Source organism: Amycolatopsis sp. NPDC050768 (genome assembly GCF_040654155.1).
Classification (GTDB): domain Bacteria; phylum Actinomycetota; class Actinomycetes; order Mycobacteriales; family Pseudonocardiaceae; genus Amycolatopsis.
Genome location: NZ_JBFAHL010000017.1, coordinates 122238 through 145075, shown reverse-complemented (window position 1 = coordinate 145075; position 22838 = coordinate 122238). Strand labels below are relative to the sequence as shown.

The window sequence follows — 22838 nt, the reverse complement described above, 5'->3', positions numbered from 1 at the left end:
AGGCAGCCCGACCGGGAGGCCGTTCCACATCAGGGAGAAATCGCATGACCACCATCACCGCACCGTTCCCCGAGCTGGCACTCGCGCTGAGGGGCGAGCTCGTGACGCGCGGCGACGACGGCTACGACCAGGCGCGCGCCGTCTACAACGGGATGATCGACAAGCACCCCGCCGCCATCGCCCGGTGCGCGGATACCGCGGACGTCGTCACGTGTGTGAATTTCGCGCGGGAGAACCGGATCGACCTCGCCGTGCGCGGCGGCGGGCACAACGCCGGCGGGCTCGGTATCGCCGACGACGCACTGGTGATCGACCTTTCGGCGATGCGCAGCACGACCGTGGACCCCGAGACGCACACCGTGCGCGTCGACGCCGGGTGCACGTGGGGCGACGTCGATCATGCGACAGTCGCCTTCGGCATGGCCACGCCTTCGGGGTTCTTCTCCACGACCGGTGTCGGCGGGCTCACCCTCGGCGGCGGGATCGGCTACCTGGCGCGGCGCTTCGGGCTCACTGTGGACAACCTGCTCTCAGCCGACGTCGTCCTCGCCGACGGCAGCTTCGTGCACGCGAGCGAGAAGTCGCACCCGGACCTGTTCTGGGCGCTGCGCGGCGGCGGCGGGAACTTCGGGGTGGTCACGTCGTTCACCTTCCGCTGCAACGACATCGGCGAGTACGGCACGATCATCGGCGGCCCGGTTCTGTACGCGATCGAGGACACCGAAGACGTGCTGCGCTGGTACCGCGAGCTGCTGCCGTCGCTGCCCGAAGAGCTGAGCGGCTGGTTCGGCCTGCTCACCATCCCGCCGGCACCGCCGTTCCCGGAGGAGCTGTGGGGCCGCAAGGCCTGCGGCATCGTCTGGTGCTACACGGGCCCTCACGCCCGGGCCGACGAGGTGCTGGAGCCGGTGCGTTCCTTCGGTTCCCCGCTCATCGTGGGGCTGCAGCCGATGCCCTTCAACGTGTTGCAAACCGCGTTCGACGCGCTGTACCCGCCGGGGCTGCAGTGGTACTGGCGCGCCGACGTCACCACGGAGATTTCCGACGAGGCGATCGCGATCCATCGCCGCTACGGGGATCTGCTGCCCACCGGACACTCGTCCATGCACATGTACCCGATCGACGGCGCCGCCGCCCGTGTCGCCGCCGACGCCACGGCGTTCCCCTACCGCGACGGTGGCTGGTCCGGCGTGATCGTGGGCGTCGACCCCTCGCCCGACAATCGGGAGAAGATCACGCGCTGGACGAAGGACTACTGGACCGAGTTGCACCCGACCTCGGCCGGCGGCGCGTACGTCAACTTCATGATGGAAGAGGGCGACGACCGCGTGAAGGCCGCCTACCGCGACAACTACGAGCGGCTGGCGCAGGTCAAGAACCGGTACGACCCGGAGAACCTGTTCCACATCAACCAGAACATCCGGCCGTCCGGTTCGTGAGCGGCCCGGCCGGGTGGCTGCGGCGCGGCGGTCGGGGCCGCACCGCAGCACTGGGCGGTCAGGAACGGAGGGAGCCGCGACGGCGCTGGAAGTCGGTGACGGCGTCCAGCCCGGCGTGGAGTTCCTGACGCAGCAAGGCGAGCTGCTGGGTGGAGACGTCCTCCCCCAGCAGCTCGCTCACGCGGCCCTTTTCCAGCTCCGCCAGCGCTTCCCACGGCGTCGGGGCGAGTTCGCCGACGACCGTGCCCGGGTCCGGGGGCGTCAGGCCGTCGGCCACGCCGGCGTTACCGGCCGCCACCAGGGCGGCCACGACGAGGTGCGGCTGGGCATCGGCGCCGGCGAAGCGGAACTCCAGCCGCGGCGACGCGGAGGTGCCGCAGAGCCGGACGGCGGCGGTGCGGTCGTCCAGGCCCCAGCGCAGCACGCGCGGGGAGAACGACGCGGTGCGCAGGCGGACGTAGCTGTTCCACGTCGGCGCCCATACGGCGGTCAGCGCTCGCGCGTCGCGAAGCACGCCCGCGAGGAAGGCGCCGAGGCCGAACGGGAAACCCGCCGGACCGTCCGGGGTCGACAGTGACAGGTGAACGTGACACGAGTTGCCCTGGCCGGTCTCCGGAGCGGCGAGGTAGTCGGCGCTCGCGTTGTGCCGGGTCGCGACGCGGCGGGTGAGCAGCTGGAGCAGCAGGGCGTCGTCGCACGCGGTGAGCGCGTCACGGTGGCGCAGCACCACCTCGTACTGGCCGGGGTGGCATTCGGCGCGGGCGGACTCCACGCCCAGGACCGAGGCGGCCGAGCGCAGGTCGGCCAAGAGCGGGGCCAGGCGTTCGGTGCCGCCCACCGCGTAGTCCACACCGTGGCCGGTCAGCGGGGTGCCGGAGTCGTCGCGGAACACGACCTCGTGCTCGATTCCCACCGACGGCACCAGACCGAACTCCTCGAGCGCGGCCAGCTGCGTCCGCAGCACCGTGCGCGGCGCGAGGCCCGCCGGTTCGCCCGAGGGCAGTTCGGCGTCGCACACCACGGCCCAAGTGCGATCGCCCAGCGGCACGGCCGTCGCGGCGTCTGCGCGCATGCGCAGGTCGCCGAACCCGCCGAGGTAGGCGCTCAGCGAACCGTTGTCCGGCAACGGTTCCCGCTCCGGGGTCCAGGCGAAGACGTAGCTGCACACGCCGTAGCCGTCGTCGAGCACCGACGCGGCGAACGGCGCCTCCAGCTCCACCGCTGCGAACCGCGCGTGCGGGTCGGGCACGAGCAGCACCAGCCGCGTGCCCTCCTCGGCCAGCACGTGCCGCAGCACGGCCGCCGCGGCCGAGCCCGCCTCCGCGCGCACGGTGAGCGAGCGCGCGCCGACGGGCCGGTCGAACGGCGTCACCACGCGCCGTCCGGATCCGGCGCGTGCAACGGGTTGGGCACCCGGCCCCAGCGGACGTCGAACTCGTCGTCGCGCTCCACCTTGTCGAAGCCCTGCCCGGCGAAGTGCTCGCGGTTGAGCGTGACCCGCTCCACGTCCGGCGCGAACAGCCGGCACGCGTCGAAGCGCTCGGCCACGTCGGGGTTCTCGTCGCGGTAGCGGCCGACGACCTCGCGCACCAGGGCCCAGAAGTCGCCGCGCGCCAGGCCGACGTCGTCGAGTAGGACCTCCGCCCAGAACCGCAGCTGGCCGGAGAACACGGAGCTGAACAGCGACTGCGCGAGCAGGTGGGCGGGCCAGCGGAGCATGTCGGCGTCGGCCTCGGGCGGGAGGTCGGCGTAACACGGCAGTTCCTCGTCCATCAGGTCCACGCCCTGGGCGAAGTCCTTGATGGCCACGCGCACGGGCCGGCTGTCGGCGTCGACGACGAGGATGAGGTTCTGGCCGTGGGGGCAGAACCCGACGCCGTAGCGCAGCAGCCACTGCAGCAGCGGCGTGAGCAGCAGGTCGAACAGCCACGACAGCCACACTTCGGCGCCGTCGCCGGCCTGGGTGATCAGCCGCGTGAGCACGGCCTCACCCGAAGCGTCGCGGTAGGGCAAGGCGGCGAACGAGATCGCGCGCTCGCCCTCGGCCAGCGTCGCGACGAGCGGCTCGCGCCAGAGCGCGCCGAGCGTCTCGTGGAAGCGGTAGGGCAGCTCTTCGAGCGCGCCGAACAGCGGGTGGCGCACGGACACGCTCGCCACTTCGCCCAGCAGCGCGAACCGGTACTTCTCCGACAGCAGCGGGTCGGCCGCGTCGACGCGCCGCAGCCATTCGGTGACCGACGGCCCGGCCAGCGTCGCCGCGGAGTTCAGGCCGCGGTAGACCAGCGTGTTGCGCACGGACACAGCGGTTTTCACGTCGTGGCGATCGGGGCGGCTGCGGTTGGCGAGCGTGCGCACCGTCTGGTGCGGCCGGTAGGCGTCGGCGCTCTCCCCCAGCTCGATCATCCGCCCGGTGGCCAGCTCTGCGGAGTACAGCGTGCCGAGGATCTCGTCGGCCTGCCACGGGTGCACGGGCACCCACACGTAGTCGGCCGGGTCGCCGACGGCGGCGACCCGCGTGGTGAACTCCTCACGCTGGGCGTCGTCCAGTTCCTGGTGGAGCAGCGCGGCGGCGTCGAGGTCGGCGACGGAGCGGAACTGCGCCAGGTCGCGGTGCACGGCGTACCAGCGCAGGCGGACGTCCTCGCCCGCCTCCGGCGCGTAGCGGGCGCGGTCAGGCGCGGAGAACCCCACGCGGCCCTTGTTCAGCACGAGCCGCGGGTGGCCGGTGAGGTGACCGTCGGCGAGGTTGTAGTCCATTGTGGTCAGTTCGGCGGCGGTCGGGGCGCGGCGCAGGCGGGCGGCCTCGTTGGTGACGGTGGCGGTGAGCTCGGCGAGCACGTCGGCCAGGCGCAACCCGGTGAGGCCCAGGGTCTCCCGCGCGTCGACGACCAGGGTGCGCGGGTCGTCGGCGGGCGTTTCGGCGCCGTCGGCGAGCCGGACGGCGCTGCCCGGCAGGACCGTCCACGACTCGAACGCGCCGCGGCGGGCCTCGAAGCGGTACGAGACGTCGCCGGGGAGGTCGAGCAGCCAGGTGCGGTGGCCGTCGCGGGTCGGTTCGCCGGGCCGCGGGCGCAGCATCGCCTCGTAGGACAGCTCGCCGAGCATCTTGTGCGTCACGAGCGAGCCCGCGGCCCGCCAGGCGGCGGCATCGGTCAGGGTCACTGCTCCTCCGTGGTTTCTGATCCTGTGTTGTTCAGGCCGAACGTGGTGAACGCGGTGCGGTCGGGCAGGTCGTAGACGGCCTTTCCGCACACCGCGTTGAGGATCGCCGCGGCGCGCCAGGCGCCGAGGCCGAGGTCGGGTGCGCCGGGGCCGTGGGTGTGGCGCTCGGCGTTCTGCACGAACACCGCGCCGGTGACGCCGCCGCCCAGCTCCAGGCGGTGGTCGGCGCCGACGACGAGGCGGCCGCGGTCGTCGCGGCGCACGTCGAGCTCCCGGAGCAACGGAGCCGTCGGCGTTTCCGCGTAACCGGTCGCGGAGACGAGGGCCGCCGTGCGGTGCGTGGCGGCGCTCCCCTGCTCGGCGTGGCGCAGGCCCAGCTCGATCCCGCCTTCGCCGGCCGTGGCCGAGACGACCTCGACGCCCGGCGTGAGCGCCGCGCCGGGCCAGCCGCCGCTGATGCTGCGGCGGTAGAGCTCGTCGTGGATCGCGGCGATGGTCTCCGTGTCGATCCCCTTGTACAGCTGCCATTGCGACGGCAGCAGCCGGTCGCGTGCCGCCGCGGGCAGGCCGTGGAAGTAGGCCGTGTAGTCCGGCGTGAACTGCTCCAGCCCCAGCTTCGAATACTCCATCGGGGCGAACGCGGGCGTGCGCGCGAGCCAGCGCAGGCCGTCCACAGTGGACCGCGAGCGCAGCAGGTCGAGGAACACCTCCGCGCCCGACTGTCCCGACCCGACCACGGTCACCGTCTCCGCGGCCAGCAGCTCGGCGCGGTGGGTGAGGTAGTCGGCCGAATGCAGCGCGAGCACGTCCGGCGCCGCGACGAGGTCCCGCAACGGCTCAGGCACGCTCGGCCGGGTCCCGACGCCGAGCACGACCGACGACGCCAGCACCGGCTCAGTGCCCGACACGCTCAGCTCGAACGCCTCTTCCGCCGCCACCCAGCGAAGGCCGGTGACCTCGTGGCCGAAGCGGCACGCGGTCAGGCGGGCGGCGGCCCAGCGGCCGTAGTCGTCGTACTCCGCGCGCGGCGGGTGGAAGCGCTCGGCGAAGTAGAACGGCAGCAGGCGGCCGCGTTCGCGCAGGTAGTTGAGGAACGAGTGCCGGCTGGTGGGGTCGACGAGCGACACGAGGTCGGCGAGGAACGGGACCTGCAGCGTCGCGCCGTCGACCAGCAGCCCGGGGTGCCAGCGGAACTCCGGGCGCGCGTCGAAGAGCACCACGTCGAGCTGGTCGAGCGGGTCGGCCAGTGCGGCGAGCGACAGGTTGAACGGCCCGATCCCCACGCCCGCGAGGTCGAAGCGCTTCACGAGGCGACCGGGCTTTGCGGTGCGGTCACTGCGCGCTCGGCCGCGGCCGTGGCGACGACCTGGTCGAGGAGGGCGACGTAGTCCTCGGCGGTGGTGTGCGGGTGCAGCAGAGTGAGCTTGAGCCACAGCTGCGAGGCGCCGTCCGGGCCGGTCGGCAGGGCGCCGCGGCCGATCACGGCCGTGCCGGCTTCCAGCAGTGTGCGGCGGACGCGGGCGACGAGGTCGTCGTCGGCGCCGCGCGGGCGGAAGACAACCGTGGACAGCTCCGGTTTGCCCCACGACTGCAGCGCCGGGTGGCGTTCCACCAGCTCGTTGACCTCGGTCGCGGTGGCGCAGCAGCGTTCGACGAGGGCGCCGAGGCCTTCGGTGCCGAGCGCGCGGACGGTCACGGCCATGCGGAACGCGTCGGGGCGGCGGGAGGTGCGGATCGAGCGGCCGAGCAGGTCGGGCAGACCGGCTTCGGTGTCGTCGTCGGCGTTGAGGTACTCGGCGCGGACGGTCAGTGCGGAGAGATCTGCCGCGTTTCTCGCGCCGAAGAGGCCTGCGGCGACGGGTTGCCAGCCGAACTTGTGCATGTCGAGGGCGACGGAGTCGGCCAGTTCCAGGCCGGCGACGCGGGGGGCGAGGGATTCGCTGCAGAGGAGCAAACCGCCGTAGGCCGCGTCGACATGGAGGCGGGCGCCGGAGAGGCGGCAGATGCGGGCGATTTCCTCGAGGGGGTCGATGCGGCCGGTGTTGGTGGTGCCGGCCGTGGCGACCACTACGGCGGAGGCGCCGAGGGGGGCCAGGGCTTCTGCGAGGGCGGCGGGGATCATGCGGTCGTCTTGGCAGCGGACGACGACGGGCGCGGGGAGGCCGAGGAGCCAAGCGGCGCGGGCGACGCTGTGGTGGGAGTTCGCACCGCAGACTGGGCGGATGGTTCCTGCCGTGGATTCTCTCGCCAGGAGGAGGCCGAGGAGGTTGGATTCGGTGCCGCCGGAGGTGACTACTGCGTCGGCGGTCGGGGTGTTGGGGAAGCAGAGGTGGGCGATGCCGGTGAGGAATTCTGCTTCGAGTTCGCTGGCCATGGGGGCTTGGTCCCAGGAGTCCATGGAGGGGTTCATGGCTGCGGCTACTACGTCTGCTGCGACGGAGACGGCCAGTGGGGGGCAGTGGAGGTGGGCGGCGCAGGCCGGGTCTGACGGGTCGGCGGTGCCGGCGGCTAGGAGGGTTGAGTAGTGGTGGAGGGCTTGTTCGGCGCCGATGCCGGTTTTGGGGAGGTGTTGGGTGCCGCCGGAGGCGGCCAGGGAAGCGGCGACGGTGGCGGGGCCGCCGGAGGGGATGGGGCCGTTGCGTTCGGTGATGCCTGTTGCCATGCCGTGGACGGCGATGGGGAGGAGTTCGGTGAGGTGTGCTGCGCCGTCGCGACCGCCGGCCAGCCAGGTCGCTGAATCTCCACCCATGGAGCCGCCTTTCTTAGGGTAACCTTGCCTACCCTATGCAACAATACGGATACCCAGTGGTAGAGGACGGGGTGGGTCCTCTGTGTTCCTGCGTGTTCAGGATGGTGGGGCGGGTGGGGTTGTTGCGTCGGCCGATTGGGGGGGTCGGAGGGCGGTTTGGGGACGGCTCGGCGCGCGGAGCGCACCATTGCCGGTTTTCGGGCGGAGATGGGCACCCCGATTTTTGATTGTCACGACGGTAGAGATCGGGGGGCCGGGCGGGGGAAGGATGCGGGGAGGGGTTGGGGAGTTCGTGGGTTGCGTTGCCGGGTGGGAGTTGCCGAGGGCAAGAGCGCGGGAGGTTGGGTGGGGCGGTGAGTTGCGTGGCCGGGTGGGGGTTGGGTAGAGGCAAGAGCGCGGGGAGCTGGGGTGTGGGCGAGTTGCGTTGCCGGGTGGGGGTTGAGGGGTGACAAAAGCGCCCCAATGTGGCGCTCGGTGCAGTGGGTGCAACGGATGCCGCATTGGGGCGTTTGGGTGGTGCGGGGGTCAGCGCTTCGGGGCCAGGCCCTTGGCTAGGTCGAAGGGGTCGTTGCCGGTGGGGAGGAGGGCGATGATGGGGGTAGTGAGGCCGTTGTCCACATAGGACTGGATCTGGTCGCGGCAGGAGTCGACGCTGCCGTGGATGACCAGGGAGTCGACGACGGAGTCGGGGATGACTTCGTTGGCTTTTTTGCGGTCGCCGGCGGCCCAGGCGGTGTGCATGGGGGCGAGGGCGTCGCCGCGGCCCAGCCAGTCGTGGAATTTGGCGTAGACGGGGACGGTGAGGTAGCTGGAGATCATCATGCGGCCCAGGGCGCGGGCGGCGTCTTTGTCTTCGGTGGGGCAGACGAAGATGCGGGCGGCGAGTTCGACGTCGGGGCCGATGACCTTGCGTATCTGGGGGACGTCGGTGGCGGCCAGCCAGTTGGTGATGGCGCCATCCGCTTCCGCCGCGGCTAGGCGGAGCATGCCGGGGCGGAGGGCGGCGAGCATGACCGACGGGGCGGGGTCGGGGGCGCGTTCGAGGCGGAACTTGTTGACGGAGAAGGTCTCGTAGGACTCGGTGACCTTCTCGCCGGCCAGGGCGCTGCGGAGGAAGTGCAGGGTGTCGCGGGTGCGGGCGAAGGGGTCCTTGAACTCTGCGCCGTTCCAGCCTTCGACGATGACCGGGGAGGAGGCGCCGATGCCGAGGACGAAGCGGCCCGGGGCGAGTTCGGCGAGGGTCGAGGCGCTCATGGCGAGGAGGCCGGGGCCGCGCGTATACACGGGCACGATGGCGGTGCCGAGGCGTAGCTGCGGGGCCCACTGCGAAGCCAGCACCAGCGGGGTGAAGGCGTCGGTGCCGGCGGTTTCGGCCGTCCACGCGTCGGTGTAGCCCAGGTCGGGCAGTTGTTCCACGAGGGCGCGGTGCTCGAGCAGCGGCACCCCCGTGAGCGGGATGGTCAGGCCCCACCGGTTCATGCGTTCTCCTTGTCGACGGTGACGGCGGCGAGCTCACGCAGGATCCAGTCGACCTGCGTGCGCATCAGGTTTTCCGCGACCTCCTCGGCCTGCGGGGTCATGTGGGTCGCCCCGGCCAACGGAAGGAAGACGTGGGGGCGGCCCTTCGCCAGCAGCGCGCCGGACAGGCGCAGGGAGTGCGCCGGGAAGACGTTGTCGTCGGCGAGGCCGTGGACGATGAGCAGGGCGCGGGACAGCTCGCCGGCGTCGGCGATCAAGGAGTTGTGCTCGTAGACCGCGGGGGCGTCCTGCGGTGTGCCCAGGTAGCGCTCGGTGTAGTGCGTGTCGTAGAGGGCCCAGTCGGTGACGGGCGCGCCGGCGACGGCGGCGTGGAAGACGTCCGGGCGGCGGAGCACGGCGAGGGCCGAAAGATAACCGCCGTAGGACCAGCCGCGGATGGCGACGCGTTCGAGGTCCAGCTCCGGGTGGTCGGCCGCGGCGGCGTGCAGGGCGTCGACCTGGTCGGCGAGGGTGACGTCGGCGAGCTTGCCCGCGATCTCCCGCTCCCAGGCCGGGCCGCGGCCGGGCGAGCCGCGGCCGTCGGTGACGAGCACGGCGAAGCCCTGGTCGGCGAGCCACTGCGGGGTGAGGAAAGCGTTGCGGCTCTGGAGCACGCGCTGGGCGTGCGGGCCGCCGTACGGGTCGAGGAGCACGGGCAGCTTGCCCTCACTGGGTTCGTAGCCGCGCGGGAGCACCAAGGCGGCGCGCAGGCCGCGCTCCCCCAGCGTGAGCCAGCTGAGGTTCGGGTCGATCTCGGGGTCCACAGTGGACGACGAGATCCGACCGACCTCGGTGCCGTCGCGCAGGACGGTGACCACCGGGCCACTGTGCGCGAGGCTCCACTCCGTGAGCACGGTCAACTCCGCGCTGCCGGAGCCGCCGTGCACGCCGTCCTGAGTGGACAGCCGCTGCACGCCGCCGGAGCCTGTGCGGTAGACGTGGATCTGCGTGGAGTCGGCCTCCGACGCGGTGAAGAGCACCTGCTCGCCCGCGTGCAGCACCGCGCGCAGCTGCGTCCCCGGCGGAGTGGCGGGCTCCCCCGCCACCACGAGCCGGTGATCGCCGTCAGCCGCGCTGGCGGTGACGAGCCGGCCGTCGGAAGTCCACGCCGGCACGCCCTGGACGATGTCGACCCAGTGCTCGTCGGACTCGGTGTGCAGCTCGCTCACGGAGCCGTCGGCCGGGTCGAGCGCCAGCACGGTGAGACGCTTCTGGTCGCGCGGCTGCACCGCGAGCAGCGGCGCGCCGCCGGCCGACCAGTGCACCGTGACCAGGTACTCCCAGTCGCCGCGCTCGACGTCGACGCGGCTGCCGTCCAGGCCGAGCACCGCGAGCGACACCACGGCGTTGGGCGAGCCCGCCGACGGGTAGGCCACGACGTTGGCCGGGTGGTCCGGGTTCGCGGGGTCGCCGATGGTCCAGCGCGGCACGGGGCCGCGGTCGGAGCGCTCGGCGATGAGGCTCTGCCCGTCCGGCGCCCACCAGTAGCCGCGCGTGCGGTCCATCTCCTCGGCGGCGATGAACTCCGCGAGGCCCCACGCGATGTCGTCACCGTCTTCCCCGACGAGCGCGCGGTCGGTACCCGTGGCCAGCTCGATCATGCGCAGGCGGCGGTCGCGGACGTAGGCGACGTGCGTGCCCGTCGGATTGGGCCGCGGGTCGACGACCGAGCCGTCGACGAGCACCGCGGTCGCGCCGGTGGCCAGGTCGAGCGTGTAGAGCTTGCCGGACAACGTGAAGGTGACGACGGTGAACGCGTCGTCCACGCCGTAGGCGACCACGCCGCCGCCGGTCTCCCGCGCGCGCTCGCGCCGCGCCCGCTCCTCCGGCGGCAGGTCCTCCTCGCCGGGCAGCAGCTCTGCGGCGTCGACGAGCTTGGACTCGTCACCGCTCGCGAGATCGAGCGACCACAGGCTGTGCCGCGGGTCCGTGCCCGTCTCGCTGCGCAGGAACAGCACGCGCGAGCCGTCCGGGGCCACGCGGAACTGCTTGGGGGCGCCGAGGGTGAAGCGCTGCGTGCGGGCCTGGCGGCGGAGGAACGGAACGTCGTCGAGAGCAGAGTCGGTCACGCCCGCACTCTTCCAGACGATCAGGCCGGCACGCCATCACCCTTCAGCATCGCCAGCTGCTCGCCGACGTCGAAGTGCGGCTCCGGGAACTGCGGCGCCATCTCCGTCATCGTCTCGATCAGCAGCTCGGCGACAGCCCAGTTGCGGTACCACTTGCGGTCGGCCGGCACGACGTACCACGGCGCGTGCTCGGTGGACGTGCGCGCGAGCAGGTCGGCGTACGCCTGCGCGTAGGCGTCCCAGCGGCCGCGGGCCTCGACGTCGGACGGCGCGAACTTCCAGATCTTCTCCGGCCGTTCCAGCCGCGAGACGAGCCGGCGCAGCTGCTCCTCGGGCGAGATGTGCAGGAACACCTTGACGATCGTGGTGCCACCCGCCACGACCTCTTCCTCGAACGCGTTGATCTGCGAGATCCGGCTGCGCCGCTCGGCCGCGGTCAGCAGACCGGACACGCGGGGCACGAGCACGTCCTCGTAGTGCGACCGGTCGAACACGCCGATCTGGCCCGACGCCGGCAGCTCCCTGCGGATGCGCCACAGGAAATCGTGGCGGCGTTCGGCGGGGGTGGGCACCTTGAAGCCCTTGTAGCGCACGCCCATCGGGTTCACCAGGCCCAGCACGTGCCGGACGGTGCCGCCCTTGCCGGAGGTGTCCATGCCCTGCAGCACGAGCAACACGCTGCGGCCGCCGCCGCTCGTGCCCTCGGCATACAGCGCCTCCTGCAAGGCGTCGAGCCGCTCGCCGGCGGTGGCGAGTTTCTTCTCGCCCTTGCCCTTCTTGCCCGGCCCGACGGGTGAGGACCCCGGATCCGGCAGCTCCGCCGTGGCACGGAGCGCGTCGCGGACCCGGGTCCCGTTGTCGTTCTTCGCCATCCGGCGACGATAACCTCAGGAAGCGGCCTTCGCGGCGAAGAGCTTCAGCAGTCCGTTCCAGCCGCCCTCGGTGTTCACGCCGTCGCGGACCTTCTCGGCGGTGGCGCCGTGCCGCTCGAACGCGCGGTGTTCGACCTCGACTCGCGTGGTCCCGGGCCCCTCCTCGGTGAAAACAACCTCGATCTCGCTCGCGCGTGTCGGGTCCGGATCGATCTTCCAGTCCCCGTCGATCTGCCACGACAGAACCACTCGGCCGGGTGGCTCCCAGACGAGCACGTGGCCCCACACGCACTCGGACCCGTCGGTGAGCCGCTCGTACCAGCGTCCACCTTCTCCCGATTCGAGGACCACCTCGGCGAGCGAGCCCTCGCCCAGATGGTGCTCGCGGGGCCACCAGCTGTCGAAACCCTCGGTGTAGACCTTGAACGCGTGCTCGCGCGAGCAGGCGACGGTGATCGTCTTGCGGATCGGTTCGAGTGTCATGGCTCTTCGCTTCCTCGCTTGGGGGCGGTGGCTTCAGCTTGCTTCGCGAACGAACTCAGCGCGTCCGACCACATCTCGTCGAGGTAGGCGCGCAGCGCGGCGATCCCTTCGGGGCGAAGCCGGTACAGCCGTTTCGTCCCGGCCGCCTGGTCGACGACCAGGCCCGCCTCCTTGAGCACCTTCAGGTGCTGCGAGACCGCCGGACGGCTGATCGGCAACGTCGCGGCCAGCTCCCCCACCGCGCGCGGCCCGTCGCGCAGCGCTTCGAAGATCGCGCGCCGCGACGGGTCGGCGAGGGCGGAGAGCTGGTTGCTTCCGTAAGTCGCCACGAACGGTAAGTTACAGCTTACCAATGACGGCCGTCAATGCCACGCATCGATTCGCCGGTCGAACCGCCTGACTGCGCAACGAACGCCGGGTGAAAGCAACGTTTCCCGGCTGAAGTCCCCGCCAGTTGGATCTAGCCTGAACGCATGACAACGCTCGCCGGTCGGGAGACCGCCATCCCTGCCTCCGCCGACGGCTTCATCGAGCTCGACGAGCGGTGGAGCACGCACAACTACCACCCGCTGCCCGTCGTGATCACCGAAGCCGAGGGTGCGACGGTGACCGACGTCGAGGGCAAGCGCTACCTCGACTTCCTGTCCGGTTACTCCGCCCTGAACTTCGGCCACCGCCACCCCGCCCTGATCGCCGCGGCCGTGGAGCAGCTGGGCCGGGTCACGCTGACCTCGCGCGCGTTCCACCACGACCAGCTCGGGCTGTTCTGCCGCGAGCTCGCCGAGCTGACCGGCACCGAGATGGTGCTGCCGATGAACTCCGGCGCCGAGGCCGTGGAGTCGGCGGTGAAGGTGGCGCGCAAGTGGGCGCACCAGGTCAAGGGCGTGCCCGACGGCACGGCCGAGATCGTGGTCGCCGGCTCGAACTTCCACGGCCGCACCACCACGATCGTCTCGTTCTCCACCGACGAGACCGCGCGCGCCGGCTTCGGCCCGTTCACGCCGGGCTTCGTCACGGTCCCCTACGGCGACGCGGCCGCCCTGCGCGCCGCCATCACCCCGCGCACGGCCGCGGTCCTGCTGGAACCGGTGCAGGGCGAGGCCGGCGTGATCGTGCCGCCGGCCGGCTACTTCGCCGACGTGCGCCGCGCCTGCGACGAGAACGGCGTGCTGCTCATCGCCGACGAGATCCAGTCGGGCCTCGCCCGGACGGGCACCGTGCTGGCCCTGGACCACGAGGGCGTGCGCGCCGACGTCTACACCCTCGGCAAGGCCCTCGGCGGCGGCATCCTGCCCGTGTCCGCCGTGGTCGGCAGCCGCGACGTGCTGGGTGTGCTGAAGCCGGGCGAGCACGGCTCGACGTTCGGCGGGAACCCGGTGGCCTGCGCCGTCGGCCGCGCCGTGGTGCGGCTTTTGCAGACCGGGGAGTACCAGCAGCGTTCCATCGAACTCGGCGCGCACCTGCATGAACGGCTGTCGGCCTTGGTCGGCCACGGCCTGTCGACGGTTCGCGGCCGCGGTCTGTGGGCGGGCGTGGACATCGCTCCGGGCGGCCCTGCGGGCCGGGCTGCTTCCGAGGCGCTCGCCGGGCTGGGCGTGCTGTGCAAGGAGACGCACGACCACACGCTGCGCATCGCTCCCCCGCTGGTGATCAGCCGCGAGGAGCTGGACCGTGGCATCGACGCGATCGCCCAGGTGGTGCGCGGGTAGTCCGCTCGCGGGAGCGTTTCGCCCGGTTTGCTCGTTGAGTCCGGTATGGGACGAGGGGACTGGGTGGAACGACCGCTGGTCGGCACGGACGACGTCGACCCGGCGCAGCTGTACGCCCGCGGCAAGCAGCTGCGGGCGCGGGCGCCGGTCGACGCGCACGACCACGCGGCGGAGGGCGCGGGCCGGCCGGGCGTGCAGGAGTACTTCGCGGCGAGCAACTCGGGGCGGCTGCCCGAGCTGGTGGAGCTGCGGCGCGAGCGGATGGCGGCGTCGCCGTTCACGTTCTTCCGCGGGGCGGCCGGATTGATGGCGGCGGACCTCGCGGGTTCGCCGTCGTCGGGGCTGACGGCGCAGCTGTGCGGTGACGCGCACGCGGCCAATTTCGGGCTGTACGGCACGCCCGAGGGCCGGATCGTCATGGACGTCAACGACTTCGACGAAACCGCGCCCGGGCCGTGGGAGTGGGACCTCAAACGGCTGTCGGCCAGCCTCGTGCTCGCCGGGCGCGAGGGCGGGATCGGCGAGGCGGCTTGCCGCGAAGCCGCGGAGGATGCGGTGAAGTCCTATCGGCGCACGATCCGCGCGCTGGCGCAGCTGCCGTTCCTGCAGTCGTGGAACGCGCTGCCCGACGCGTCGGCCGTGTCGCGGGCGCGGGCCGACGAGCTGATCGACGACTTCGCCGAAGCCGAGGAGAAGGCGCGCCGCAACACCAGCGCCAAGGTGGTGGCCAAGTGGACCCGCCACGTCGACGACCACGAGACCGGCCTGGCGCGCCACCGGTTCGTCGAGGACCCGCCGGTGCTCACCCACGTCGACGACACGACGGCCGCCTCGGTCGTGGCCGGGCTGGCGTCCTATGTGGACACCCTGCGCGAGTCGCGGCGCACGCTCGTGTCTCGCTACCGCGTGGCCGACGTCGCGTTCCGCGTGGTCGGCACGGGCAGCGTCGGGCTGCGCAGCTACGTCGTGCTGCTGCACGGCAACGAGGACGAAGACCTGGTGTTGCAAGTGAAACAGGCGCAGCCTTCGGCGCTGGCGCCCTACCTCGGCGTCTCCCCCGCCGACCACGAAGGCCGCCGCATCGTCGACGGCGCCCGCCTCGTCCAGGCCGAGACCGACATCCTCCTGGGCTGGACGACGATCGACGGCATCCCCTTCGTGGTCCGCCAGTTCCGCAACCTCAAGGGCGCCATCGACCCGGCCGCCCTGCGCGAGAACCACCTCGACGACTACGGCCGCCTCGCCGGCGCCCTGCTCGCCCGCGCCCACACGCGCTCGCTGCACCCCCAACTGCTCGCCGGGTATTTCGCCGACGACGAGGACTTGGACGAGGCGATCGGGGCGTACGCCCTGCGTTACGCCGATCAGACGGAGGCTGACCACGCGGAGTTCACCGGCTGAGGCGGAACCGGCCAATGCCGGTGTCGAGCCGGCGGAGGGCCGCGGCGAGGCAGAGGGCGGCGTGGTGGTTGTGGGCGTATACGCGTGCCGGATGGCGGCAGCTCAGCCGAGGTTGTTGATGCCGAGGGAGAAGTCGAAGTTCCCCACGCCGTAGCGGGCCAAGCCCATCGTCAACACGCCCGCTCCCTCCACCCAGTGGGCCATGCTCAGGTCGCCGGTGTCCCGCGGGCGCAGTCCGAGGCTCTCGATGAACGTTGACACGCTCGCCTTGGCCTGCACATCGTCGCCGGCCATGAACACGTCCACGGGGCCGCCTTGGGCCAGGACGTGGCGGAAAAGGGTGTTGAACGCCTTCACGACATGGGCGCTGGCGGGCGCGGCCTCGGCCACGCTTTGGGCGATGGAGGTGTTATGGGGGACGGCCAGCCCGGTGCCGGTGGCGTTGAAGGGGTTGGTGATGTCGACGATGATCTTGCCGGCCAGCGCGTCCCGGAACTCGCGGACGACAGGCACGGCGCCGTCGGACAGCACCGCGAGGATGACGATGTCGCCGGCCGGGGCGGCACCGAATGTCCCGGCCGTGGCGCCGCCGCCGAGTGTCTTGGCCAGGGCCGCGGATTTGGCCGCGTCGCGGCCGATCACCTCGACGGTGTTGCCGCCCGCCACCGCGAGCGTGCCGATGGTACGGGCCATGTTTCCCGTACCGATGAGGGTGATGCTGCTCATGAGGTGTGCTCTCTTCTGTGTGGGTCAGATGGCGGTGGCGCCGCCGTCGGTAACGAGTTCCAGGCCGTTCACGTAGCTGGAGTCGTCGGAGGCGAGGAACAGGGCGACGGTGGCGATCTCTTCCGGGCGGCCCATCTCTCCGCGGGGGATGAGGGACTCGAATGCGGCCTTGGTGGCCTCGTCGAACAGTTCTTCCTGTTTGGCGGTGGCGACCTGGCCGGGGGTCAGGACGTTGACCCGAATCTTGCGGTCGCGCAGTTCGTTGAGCCAGACGCGGGCCCAGGCCTGCTGGACGGCTTTGCTTCCCGCGTAGAGGCTCCAGCCGGGGAAGGCGCCGAGTGAGGCGTTGGATCCGGTCATGAAGATCGACCCGTTGTCGTTGATCAGTGGCAGTGCCTTCTGGACGGTGAACAGGGTGCCGCGCGCGTTGAGCCAGAAGGCGCGGTGGAACTGTTCCTCGGTGATCTCGCCGAGGACGGCGGGTTCGCCCGTCCCGGCGCTGGCCCACAACACGTCGATCGAGCCCTTTTCCCGCTTGACGGTGTCGTACAAGCGGTCCAGGTCGTCCAGGTCGGCTGCGTCACCCTGCACGGCGGTGACGTTGCGGCCGATCAGCTTGACGGCGTCGTCCAATGCTTCCTGCCGCCGAGCCTGGATGAAGACGTGAGCTCCTTGCTCGACGAACAGCTTGGCGCCGGCCAGTGCCATGCCGGTGGATCCGCCGGTGATCACCGCTACCTTGCCATCGAGCTTTCCCACAACCACTCCATTTCACTTGCCCTGCCGATGTTATGTACACCGATCTGCGTACTTAACGTATCGAACCGACGCGCAGGGCGCAAGCTATGCACACCGATCGGTACCCAGGTGGGCTACGCTGGGCGTGTGACAGATTTGGAGAAAGGGCCGCGGGGCCTACGCCGCGGCAGGGGCGCACGAGAGCGCATCCTCAGCGCGTCACAACAACTGTTCCGAGATCAGGGCATCAACTGCACCGGCATGGACCAGCTCTGCGCGGTGGCTGAGGTATCCAAACGCACGCTCTACCAGCACTTCGCCGGCAAGGACGAGCTGATCGCCGAATGCCTGCACCGATTTGATCCCGACATCCTGCCCGAAGTGTTCGACCGCACCGACCTCACGCCTCGCGAACGACTCCTTGCCGTGTTCGACGTGCACGCACCCCTGTGCCCATTCATCCAGGCGGCTGTCGAAATCCCCGACCCGGGCCACCCGGCACGCGTGTACGCCAGCGACTACAAGAAAGCCTTTGCCGCTCGGCTCACCGAAACCGCCCGAGAGGCCGGCGCCACCAACCCCGAACAACTCGGCGAGCAACTGGCGCTGCTCCTGGACGGCGCCGCAGCCCGCACCCGAGTCCTCAACACCGACGTGTTCACCGCCGCCACCGCCATCGCTGCCGTCCTCATCGACAACGCCATCCCCGCGGCAGCCCGGCGATGACGGTAGAAGTCCAAGTTGCCCGCGTTAGGCGACCAGCGAAGCCACATCCTCCGCGCAGCCCCACGCCAGCGTGATCCCCGCGCCGCCGTGGCCGTAGCAGTGGACGACGTCGCCGATGCGTTCCAGCCGCACGCTCGGCCGCCCCGGCCGCAGCCCCACGCGCGTGCCGAGCACGGCGGCGTCGGCCAGCCGCGGCTCCAGCTCCCGGGACCGGCGCACGATCGCGGCCGCCACGGCGGAGTCCGGCTCGAGGTCGTTGCGGCCGATCTCCTCGGTGCCACCGCACACGACGTGGCGGCCGTGCGGGATCACGTACGTCAGGTCGCCGTCGGCCTCTTCGACCGACCACGACGTGAGCCCCGGGTCGGCGAGGTGCACGACCTGGCCACGCACCGGGACGAGCGTGTCGTCGCCCGCGAGGGTGCCGCCGGCGAGGCCGGTGGCGTTCACGACCACGTCGGCGTCGAGGTCGGCCAGCGAGGTGACCGTGCGGTACTCGGTCCGCACGCCCAGCGCGGCAACCTGCTCGGCCAGCCACGTCAGGTACACCGGCGTGTCCACGAGCGCCGTGGTGAAGGCGAGCACCGAGCCCTCGCGTGACACGTCGGTCATCGCGGTGAGCCAGCGCGGGTCGGGCACGTCTTCCGGGACGCGGATCCAGCCCGGCAGGAACCGGATCCCGGGCGCGGCGAGCAGCGAGCGGTACACGCCGACGGTGGTCTCGGTCCAGCGCACCACGCGCTCGTCCGGCCGCACCACCGGCGGGTAGATCAGCCCGCCCGCCACGGCCGACGTCGTCTCCGCCGGTTTGCCCGCCGTCACGACCGTCACGCTGTGGCCCGCCTCGGCCAGCCGGTACGCGCAGCTCAGCCCGACGACCCCGCCGCCGGTCACGGTGATCCGCATGCCGCTCCCTCCGCTCGTGCTCCCGCCCGTGATCGTGGCCGAAGCCGGGCCATCGGCGCCACCCGCCATCCGCGTAGGCTCGCTCCGGGGAGGGGAGAAACCGTGAGCCGCATTCTGGCGCTCGTCGCCGTGCTCGGCGCGCTGGTGACCGTCGCACTGGGACTCGTCTACGCGGGCGGGCACTCCCCCGGCGCACTCGACGCGAGCGCCGCGCAAGCGATCGCCGGCCTGAGCCACACCACACTGAACGTGCTAGTGCTGCCGACCGAGCCGTACGTGCTGATCCCGGCCATCGTGGTCATCGCCGGCACCTGCCTCTACCTGCGCCGCCGCACGGACGCGCTGCTGGCCGTCGCGGGCCCGGCGCTCGCCCTCGCGCTCAACACCTGGGTGCTCAAGCCGCTGTTCGACCGCTGGAAGAACGACATCCTCGTCTACCCCAGCGGCCACACGGTGAGCCTGGTGACCGTGCTCGTGGTGCTGATCCTGCTGGCAAAGCCGAAGGTGGTCACCGTCGTGGTCAGCGTGGTTCTCCTGTGCTGCGCGGCGATCGGCATGATCGGCCTCGGCTACCACTACCTCACGGACATCGTCGGCGGCACGTTCTTCGCCACCGCCGTGGTGACCGGGCTGCGCGCCGTCACACCGCGTCGCGTGCCAGCGCCGTCAGCCGGCTGACCGCCCGCAGGTACTTCTTGCGGTAGCCGCCGTTCACCATCTCCTCGGTGAACAGCTCCGGCAGCGGCACGCCCGACACCACGACGGGGATCGCGCGGTCGTAGAGCCGGTCGGCGAACGCCACGAGCCGCAGCCCCACGTTCTGGTCCGGCGCCGGCGTCACGTGCTTGAGGTGCACGCGCCGCACTCCGTCGAGCAGCTTGCCGTAGCGCGACGGGTGCAGCTTGGCCAGGTGCGCCACGAGCGCGTCGAACTCGTCCACAGTGGACCCCTCGTGCGCGGCGGCCGACGCGTCGAGCTCCTCGTCGCTCACCGGCGGCGGCGCGTCGGGCAGGCCGCGGTGGCGATAGTCCGGTCCGTCCACGCGAACCACTTCGAAGCGACGGGAGAGCGCCTGGATCTCACGCAGGAAGTCCTCGGCGGCGAAGCGGCCCTCGCCGAGCTTGTCGGGCAACGTGTTGGACGTCGCGGCGATGTACACGCCCGCGTCGGTGAGCTCCTGCAGCAGCCGGCTCACGAGCGTGGTGTCGCCGGGGTCGTCGAGCTCGAACTCGTCGATCGCCAGCAGCCGGTGCTCCGACAGCCGCCGCACGGCCTCGGCGAACCCGAGCGCGCCGACCAGGTGCGTGAGCTCCACGAAGGTGCCGTACGCCTTGGGCGAAGGCGCGTCGTGCCACGCCGACGCGAGCAGGTGGGTCTTGCCCACCCCGAACCCGCCGTCGAGGTAGAGGCCCATCGGCCCGGCCGGGGCCGCCTCGCCGCCGCCGAAGAGCGAACGCAGCCGCGACTTCTTCGCCGGCCGGTCCCCGATGCGCCCGGCGAACGCCGAACACGACTTCACGGCGGCGGCCTGGCTCGGCTCGTCGGGGTTCGGCAGGTACGTGGAGAACCGGGCCTCGCCGAACCGCGGCGGCGGCACCAGCGAGGAGATCAGCTCGTCGGCCCCGAGCTCGGGAAACCGGTCCGTCAGGGCAGCTGCGGGCATGGCTGCAGAGCCTAACCAGGCCCCGCGCGCGGGCGGTCCGGGTGTCCGCACCCGCGTATCCCCCGGTCGGGGCGGGGTCGGTGCCCGTGCTGGGATAGCGGACGTGCGGAGCGTGTGGCCACCATCACCGGGCGGGACCGGGCCCTTGTCCGACGAGGATCTGGAGCGCGTCTACGGCTACCCCGAAGACCTGACCGACCTGGCCGGCCCGTTCGTGCAGGTCAACTTCGTGGCGTCGGCCGACGGCGCGGTAGCCGTGGACGAGCTGTCGAAGGGCCTTTCGCACCCGGCCGACCGCCGTGTGTTCCTGCTCGCGCGCGACCTCGCCGACGTGATCCTCGTCGGCGGCGGCACCGCGCGCGCCGAGAACTACCGCGGCGCCCGGACCAACGCGGTGCGCTCGGCCCGGCGCGCGCGGCTGGGTCTGGCGCCGGCGCCGCCCATCGCCGTCGTCACGCGGACGGGTTCACTCGACCCGGCGGGCCCGCTGTTCACCGACACGCGCGTGCCGCCGTTGGTCGTCACCACTTCGCGCGCCGACACCGCTGCGGTGCGGGAGGCCGGAGCCGACGTGCTCGTGGCCGGTGACGAAGACGTGGATCTGCCGAGAGCACTGGCGATGCTGGCCGAACGCGGCCTGCGGCGCGTGGACTGCGAAGGTGGGCCCGGGTTGTTCGCGGCGATGATCGCGGCCGACCTCGTCGACCAGCTTTGCCTCACCGTCGCCCCGCTGCTCGTCGGCGGCGACGCGAGCCGGATCGCGGCGGGACCGGCCGCGCGGCCGCCGCGCCGGATGGAGCTCGCGTCGATCCTCGTGGACGACGGCTTCACGCTGCTGCGCTACCGGCGGGGCCGCGGCTGATGGCCGACAGCGAGGCGCTCGTCGCGGCCGCGGCGGCGGGTGACCACGCCGCGTTCGACACGCTGGTGCGCCGGCACACGCCGATGATGTACCGCGTCGCGCTGCGCATCACCGGCAGCCCGGCCGAGGCCGAGGACGTGGTGCAGGAGGCGTGGCTGGCCGCGTGGCGGTCCCTCGCGACGTTCCGGCACGAGTCGGCGGTGTCCACGTGGCTCTACCGCGTGGTCACCAACGGCGCCCTCGATCTGCTGCGCCGCCACCGCCCCACCGTGTCGATCGAAAGCGTGTCGATCGCCGAGGCACCGGACCTCGTCGCCGACGGCACGCCCGAACGCCAGGTCGTGCACGCCGAGCAGGTGGACGCCGTGCTGCGGGCGATCGCCCGGCTCGACGTGGCGCAGCGCGTACCGCTCGTGCTGCGCGAACTCGAGGCCTCAGCTATGAAGAAGTGGCCGAAGTGCTCGAAGTCGGCGTCCCGGCCTTGCGCTCGCGCCTGCACCGGGCCAGGGTGGCGCTGCTCGGCCAGCTGAGGGAGCGGTGATGACGGACGAGGGCGCCGGCGGCCCGGAGGACCCCGAACGGGATCCTCGCTGGGACCTCGTGCGTGCCGCCGCCCGCCGTCACGTCGCGACGCCGCCCGGCCTGGTCGGCCGCGTGCTCCGCTCGCTGACCGCCGTCCGCCAGGGCCCGCCGCTCCAGCTGCCGTGCGACGACGGCGTGCTGACCGTTTCGGAAGCCGCGCTGGTCCGCTTGGCCCGCACCGTGGCCACCGATCAAGCCGAAGACGTCGACGGCGTCACGGTTTCCGCCGTCGCCCTGGCCGACGGCGAGCTGCAGATCCTGGCCACGATCCGGTTCGGCGTGATCGCCGACGAAGCCGCGCGTGTGCTGCAGCACTGCCTGACCGCGGAGCTCACCCGGCTGCTGCGAGCTCGGCCGCCGCGGGTCAACGTCCACGTCGTCGACGTGCGTCCCGGCTGAACAACCAGCGCTCACCGGCCAAGCGGAGCAACCCCGCGCGGTCGACTTTCCGCCACGAGGCCGAGCGGATCATCGCCGCGATGCCCGAGGTGCCCGACGTTGCCTGGGAGAACCGCAACTTCCTGACCCGCGTGTGCCGCTTCCTCGCGAACAACACCGAGGTGCGCCAGTTCCTCGACTGCGGCTCGGGCCTGCCGACCGCCGAGAACGTGCACCAGTGGTGCAGCGGATCCACCCCGAGGCGAAGGTCGTCTACGTCGACTACGACCCGGTCGTGGCCGCCCACGGGCGCGCGCTGCTGGAGGAGAACAACAACACGAAGTTCGTGCGGGCCGACATCTTCGAGCCCGAAAGCATCCTCGACAACCCCGAGGTGCTCGGCGCGCTCGACTGGTCGCAGCCGATCGCGCTGCTGTTCGTGGCCGCGCTGCACCACTACAAGGGCGACCGGGGCCGCCCGGCCGAGGTGACCAAGCAGTTCATCGACCGCCTGCCGCCGGGCTCGTTCGTGGTGATCAGCCACGTGCTCGACCCGGACGACGGCTCCGAGTACGACTCGACGCTCCAGGCGACCCTCGAGGTCATCCGCCGGGGCTCCATGCGGGACATCACCGCGCGCACCAAGACCGAGATCCGCGAGCTGTTCCACGAGCTGGAGATCATCCCGTCCAGCGCCGTCGGCGAGGCCGACATCGTGCCCGTGGCCGAGTGGTGGCCCGACGGCCCGCGGTACACGAAGCCGACGATCGCGCAGCAGATCATCGCGGGTGGCGTGGCGCGCAAGCTCTGAATCTCCGAATCGCTGTTCCGAGGCCGCATCCCCTGGCGGCCACG

20 protein-coding genes and 2 pseudogenes are annotated in these 22838 nt (G+C 71.7%); 9 read left to right on the top strand and 13 right to left on the bottom strand.

Features of this window, described 5'->3' with window-relative positions:
• The first annotated feature begins 44 nt into the window (after positions 1-44).
• A complete protein-coding gene (locus tag AB0H62_RS38190) occupies positions 45-1439 on the top strand; it encodes an FAD-binding oxidoreductase (RefSeq protein ID WP_360591541.1) in 1395 nt (464 codons plus the stop codon).
• A gap of 58 nt (positions 1440-1497) precedes the next feature.
• On the opposite strand, the gene AB0H62_RS38185 is transcribed toward AB0H62_RS38190, so the two are convergent.
• The 9 genes from AB0H62_RS38185 to AB0H62_RS38145 all read right to left on the bottom strand — a co-directional run bounded on the left by AB0H62_RS38185 (position 1498) and on the right by AB0H62_RS38145 (position 12621).
• Positions 1498-2811, bottom strand: coding sequence for a glutamine synthetase family protein (locus AB0H62_RS38185; RefSeq protein WP_220247515.1), 1314 nt, complete (start codon positions 2809-2811; stop codon positions 1498-1500).
• Entirely contained in the window at positions 2808-4601 is a 1794-nt protein-coding gene (locus tag AB0H62_RS38180; RefSeq protein WP_360591540.1) for an IucA/IucC family protein, read from the bottom strand. The genes AB0H62_RS38185 and AB0H62_RS38180 overlap by 4 nt, the downstream gene beginning before the upstream one ends.
• Positions 4598-5908 carry a SidA/IucD/PvdA family monooxygenase gene (locus AB0H62_RS38175; RefSeq protein ID WP_220238414.1) on the bottom strand — a complete coding sequence of 437 codons (1311 nt, stop codon included), beginning with the start codon at positions 5906-5908 and terminating at the stop codon, positions 4598-4600. Before AB0H62_RS38175 ends, AB0H62_RS38180 begins: the two co-directional genes overlap by 4 nt.
• Positions 5905-7350 carry an aminotransferase class V-fold PLP-dependent enzyme gene (locus tag AB0H62_RS38170; protein WP_220238413.1) on the bottom strand — a complete coding sequence of 482 codons (1446 nt, stop codon included), beginning with the start codon at positions 7348-7350 and terminating at the stop codon, positions 5905-5907. The genes AB0H62_RS38175 and AB0H62_RS38170 overlap by 4 nt, the downstream gene beginning before the upstream one ends.
• Before the next feature lie 525 nt (positions 7351-7875).
• Positions 7876-8829, bottom strand: a complete 954-nt coding sequence (locus AB0H62_RS38165; RefSeq protein WP_220238412.1) for an LLM class F420-dependent oxidoreductase — start codon at positions 8827-8829, stop codon at positions 7876-7878.
• A complete protein-coding gene (locus AB0H62_RS38160; protein WP_360591537.1) occupies positions 8826-10937 on the bottom strand; it encodes a prolyl oligopeptidase family serine peptidase in 2112 nt (703 codons plus the stop codon). The genes AB0H62_RS38165 and AB0H62_RS38160 overlap by 4 nt, the downstream gene beginning before the upstream one ends.
• 20 nt (positions 10938-10957) lie before the next feature.
• On the bottom strand, positions 10958-11809 hold the full coding sequence (locus tag AB0H62_RS38155) for a PPK2 family polyphosphate kinase (protein WP_220238410.1): 852 nt from the start codon (positions 11807-11809) through the stop codon (positions 10958-10960).
• 15 nt (positions 11810-11824) lie between these two features.
• Complete coding sequence (locus tag AB0H62_RS38150; RefSeq protein WP_360591535.1) at positions 11825-12292, bottom strand: SRPBCC family protein; 468 nt, start codon at positions 12290-12292, stop codon at positions 11825-11827.
• The gene (locus tag AB0H62_RS38145; protein WP_220238408.1) at positions 12289-12621 is read right to left on the bottom strand and encodes a metalloregulator ArsR/SmtB family transcription factor; all 333 of its coding nucleotides are present in this window, start codon (positions 12619-12621) and stop codon (positions 12289-12291) included. The genes AB0H62_RS38150 and AB0H62_RS38145 overlap by 4 nt, the downstream gene beginning before the upstream one ends.
• Before the next feature lie 144 nt (positions 12622-12765).
• On the opposite strand from AB0H62_RS38145, the gene rocD reads away from it, so the two are divergent.
• Both rocD and AB0H62_RS38135 read left to right on the top strand, forming a co-directional pair.
• Positions 12766-14001 carry an ornithine--oxo-acid transaminase gene (gene rocD, locus AB0H62_RS38140; protein ID WP_220238407.1) on the top strand — a complete coding sequence of 412 codons (1236 nt, stop codon included), beginning with the start codon at positions 12766-12768 and terminating at the stop codon, positions 13999-14001.
• 45 nt (positions 14002-14046) lie between these two features.
• Entirely contained in the window at positions 14047-15402 is a 1356-nt protein-coding gene (locus AB0H62_RS38135; protein WP_220238406.1) for a DUF2252 domain-containing protein, read from the top strand.
• A gap of 102 nt (positions 15403-15504) precedes the next feature.
• Here the strand turns inward: AB0H62_RS38135 and AB0H62_RS38130 are convergent, their stop codons facing one another.
• Both AB0H62_RS38130 and AB0H62_RS38125 read right to left on the bottom strand, forming a co-directional pair.
• The gene (locus AB0H62_RS38130) at positions 15505-16128 is read right to left on the bottom strand and encodes an NAD(P)-binding domain-containing protein (protein ID WP_360591532.1); all 624 of its coding nucleotides are present in this window, start codon (positions 16126-16128) and stop codon (positions 15505-15507) included.
• A gap of 24 nt (positions 16129-16152) precedes the next feature.
• Positions 16153-16887 carry an SDR family oxidoreductase gene (locus AB0H62_RS38125; RefSeq protein ID WP_220238404.1) on the bottom strand — a complete coding sequence of 245 codons (735 nt, stop codon included), beginning with the start codon at positions 16885-16887 and terminating at the stop codon, positions 16153-16155.
• 126 nt (positions 16888-17013) lie between these two features.
• On the opposite strand from AB0H62_RS38125, the gene AB0H62_RS38120 reads away from it, so the two are divergent.
• The gene (locus tag AB0H62_RS38120) at positions 17014-17592 is read left to right on the top strand and encodes a helix-turn-helix domain-containing protein (protein ID WP_360591530.1); all 579 of its coding nucleotides are present in this window, start codon (positions 17014-17016) and stop codon (positions 17590-17592) included.
• A gap of 24 nt (positions 17593-17616) precedes the next feature.
• Here AB0H62_RS38120 and AB0H62_RS38115 read toward each other — a convergent pair whose 3' ends face one another.
• The gene (locus tag AB0H62_RS38115; RefSeq protein ID WP_220238402.1) at positions 17617-18498 is read right to left on the bottom strand and encodes an FAD-dependent oxidoreductase; all 882 of its coding nucleotides are present in this window, start codon (positions 18496-18498) and stop codon (positions 17617-17619) included.
• Between the two features lie 102 nt (positions 18499-18600).
• Between AB0H62_RS38115 and AB0H62_RS38110 the strand changes: the two genes are divergently transcribed.
• Entirely contained in the window at positions 18601-19176 is a 576-nt protein-coding gene (locus AB0H62_RS38110) for a phosphatase PAP2 family protein (protein ID WP_360591527.1), read from the top strand.
• Here AB0H62_RS38110 and zapE read toward each other — a convergent pair.
• Positions 19139-20161: a cell division protein ZapE gene (gene zapE, locus AB0H62_RS38105; RefSeq protein ID WP_360591525.1), complete on the bottom strand. Its 1023-nt coding sequence runs from the start codon at positions 20159-20161 to the stop codon at positions 19139-19141. The two genes, AB0H62_RS38110 and zapE, sit on opposite strands and share 38 nt — an antisense overlap.
• A 103-nt stretch (positions 20162-20264) precedes the next feature.
• On the opposite strand from zapE, the gene AB0H62_RS38100 reads away from it, so the two are divergent.
• The 4 genes and pseudogenes from AB0H62_RS38100 (at position 20265) to AB0H62_RS38085 (ending at position 22794) form a co-directional block, all read left to right on the top strand.
• On the top strand, positions 20265-21023 hold the full coding sequence (locus tag AB0H62_RS38100; RefSeq protein ID WP_255637700.1) for a pyrimidine reductase family protein: 759 nt from the start codon (positions 20265-20267) through the stop codon (positions 21021-21023).
• Positions 21023-21564 (top strand): annotated as a pseudogene (locus AB0H62_RS38095) (sigma-70 family RNA polymerase sigma factor). Before AB0H62_RS38100 ends, AB0H62_RS38095 begins: the two are co-directional and overlap by 1 nt.
• Positions 21564-22004, top strand: coding sequence for a hypothetical protein (locus AB0H62_RS38090; RefSeq protein ID WP_220238399.1), 441 nt, complete (start codon positions 21564-21566; stop codon positions 22002-22004). Before AB0H62_RS38095 ends, AB0H62_RS38090 begins: the two are co-directional and overlap by 1 nt.
• An 80-nt stretch (positions 22005-22084) precedes the next feature.
• Positions 22085-22794, top strand: a pseudogene (locus AB0H62_RS38085) (SAM-dependent methyltransferase).
• Positions 22795-22838: the final 44 nt, after the last annotated feature.

What these genes read in the sequence shown, in the direction of transcription:
- AB0H62_RS38190 (WP_360591541.1), top strand. Translation starts at nt 45, where the DNA reads ATGACCACCATCACCGCACCGTTCCCCGAGCTGGCACTCGCGCTGAGG.
- AB0H62_RS38170 (WP_220238413.1), bottom strand. Translation starts at nt 7,350, where the DNA reads ATGGGTGGAGATTCAGCGACCTGGCTGGCCGGCGGTCGCGACGGCGCA.
- AB0H62_RS38165 (WP_220238412.1), bottom strand. Translation starts at nt 8,829, where the DNA reads ATGAACCGGTGGGGCCTGACCATCCCGCTCACGGGGGTGCCGCTGCTC.
- AB0H62_RS38155 (WP_220238410.1), bottom strand. Translation starts at nt 11,809, where the DNA reads ATGGCGAAGAACGACAACGGGACCCGGGTCCGCGACGCGCTCCGTGCC.
- AB0H62_RS38150 (WP_360591535.1), bottom strand. Translation starts at nt 12,292, where the DNA reads ATGACACTCGAACCGATCCGCAAGACGATCACCGTCGCCTGCTCGCGC.
- rocD (WP_220238407.1), top strand. Translation starts at nt 12,766, where the DNA reads ATGACAACGCTCGCCGGTCGGGAGACCGCCATCCCTGCCTCCGCCGAC.
- AB0H62_RS38135 (WP_220238406.1), top strand. Translation starts at nt 14,047, where the DNA reads ATGGGACGAGGGGACTGGGTGGAACGACCGCTGGTCGGCACGGACGAC.
- AB0H62_RS38130 (WP_360591532.1), bottom strand. Translation starts at nt 16,128, where the DNA reads ATGAGCAGCATCACCCTCATCGGTACGGGAAACATGGCCCGTACCATC.
- AB0H62_RS38115 (WP_220238402.1), bottom strand. Translation starts at nt 18,498, where the DNA reads ATGCGGATCACCGTGACCGGCGGCGGGGTCGTCGGGCTGAGCTGCGCG.
- zapE (WP_360591525.1), bottom strand. Translation starts at nt 20,161, where the DNA reads ATGCCCGCAGCTGCCCTGACGGACCGGTTTCCCGAGCTCGGGGCCGAC.
- AB0H62_RS38090 (WP_220238399.1), top strand. Translation starts at nt 21,564, where the DNA reads ATGACGGACGAGGGCGCCGGCGGCCCGGAGGACCCCGAACGGGATCCT.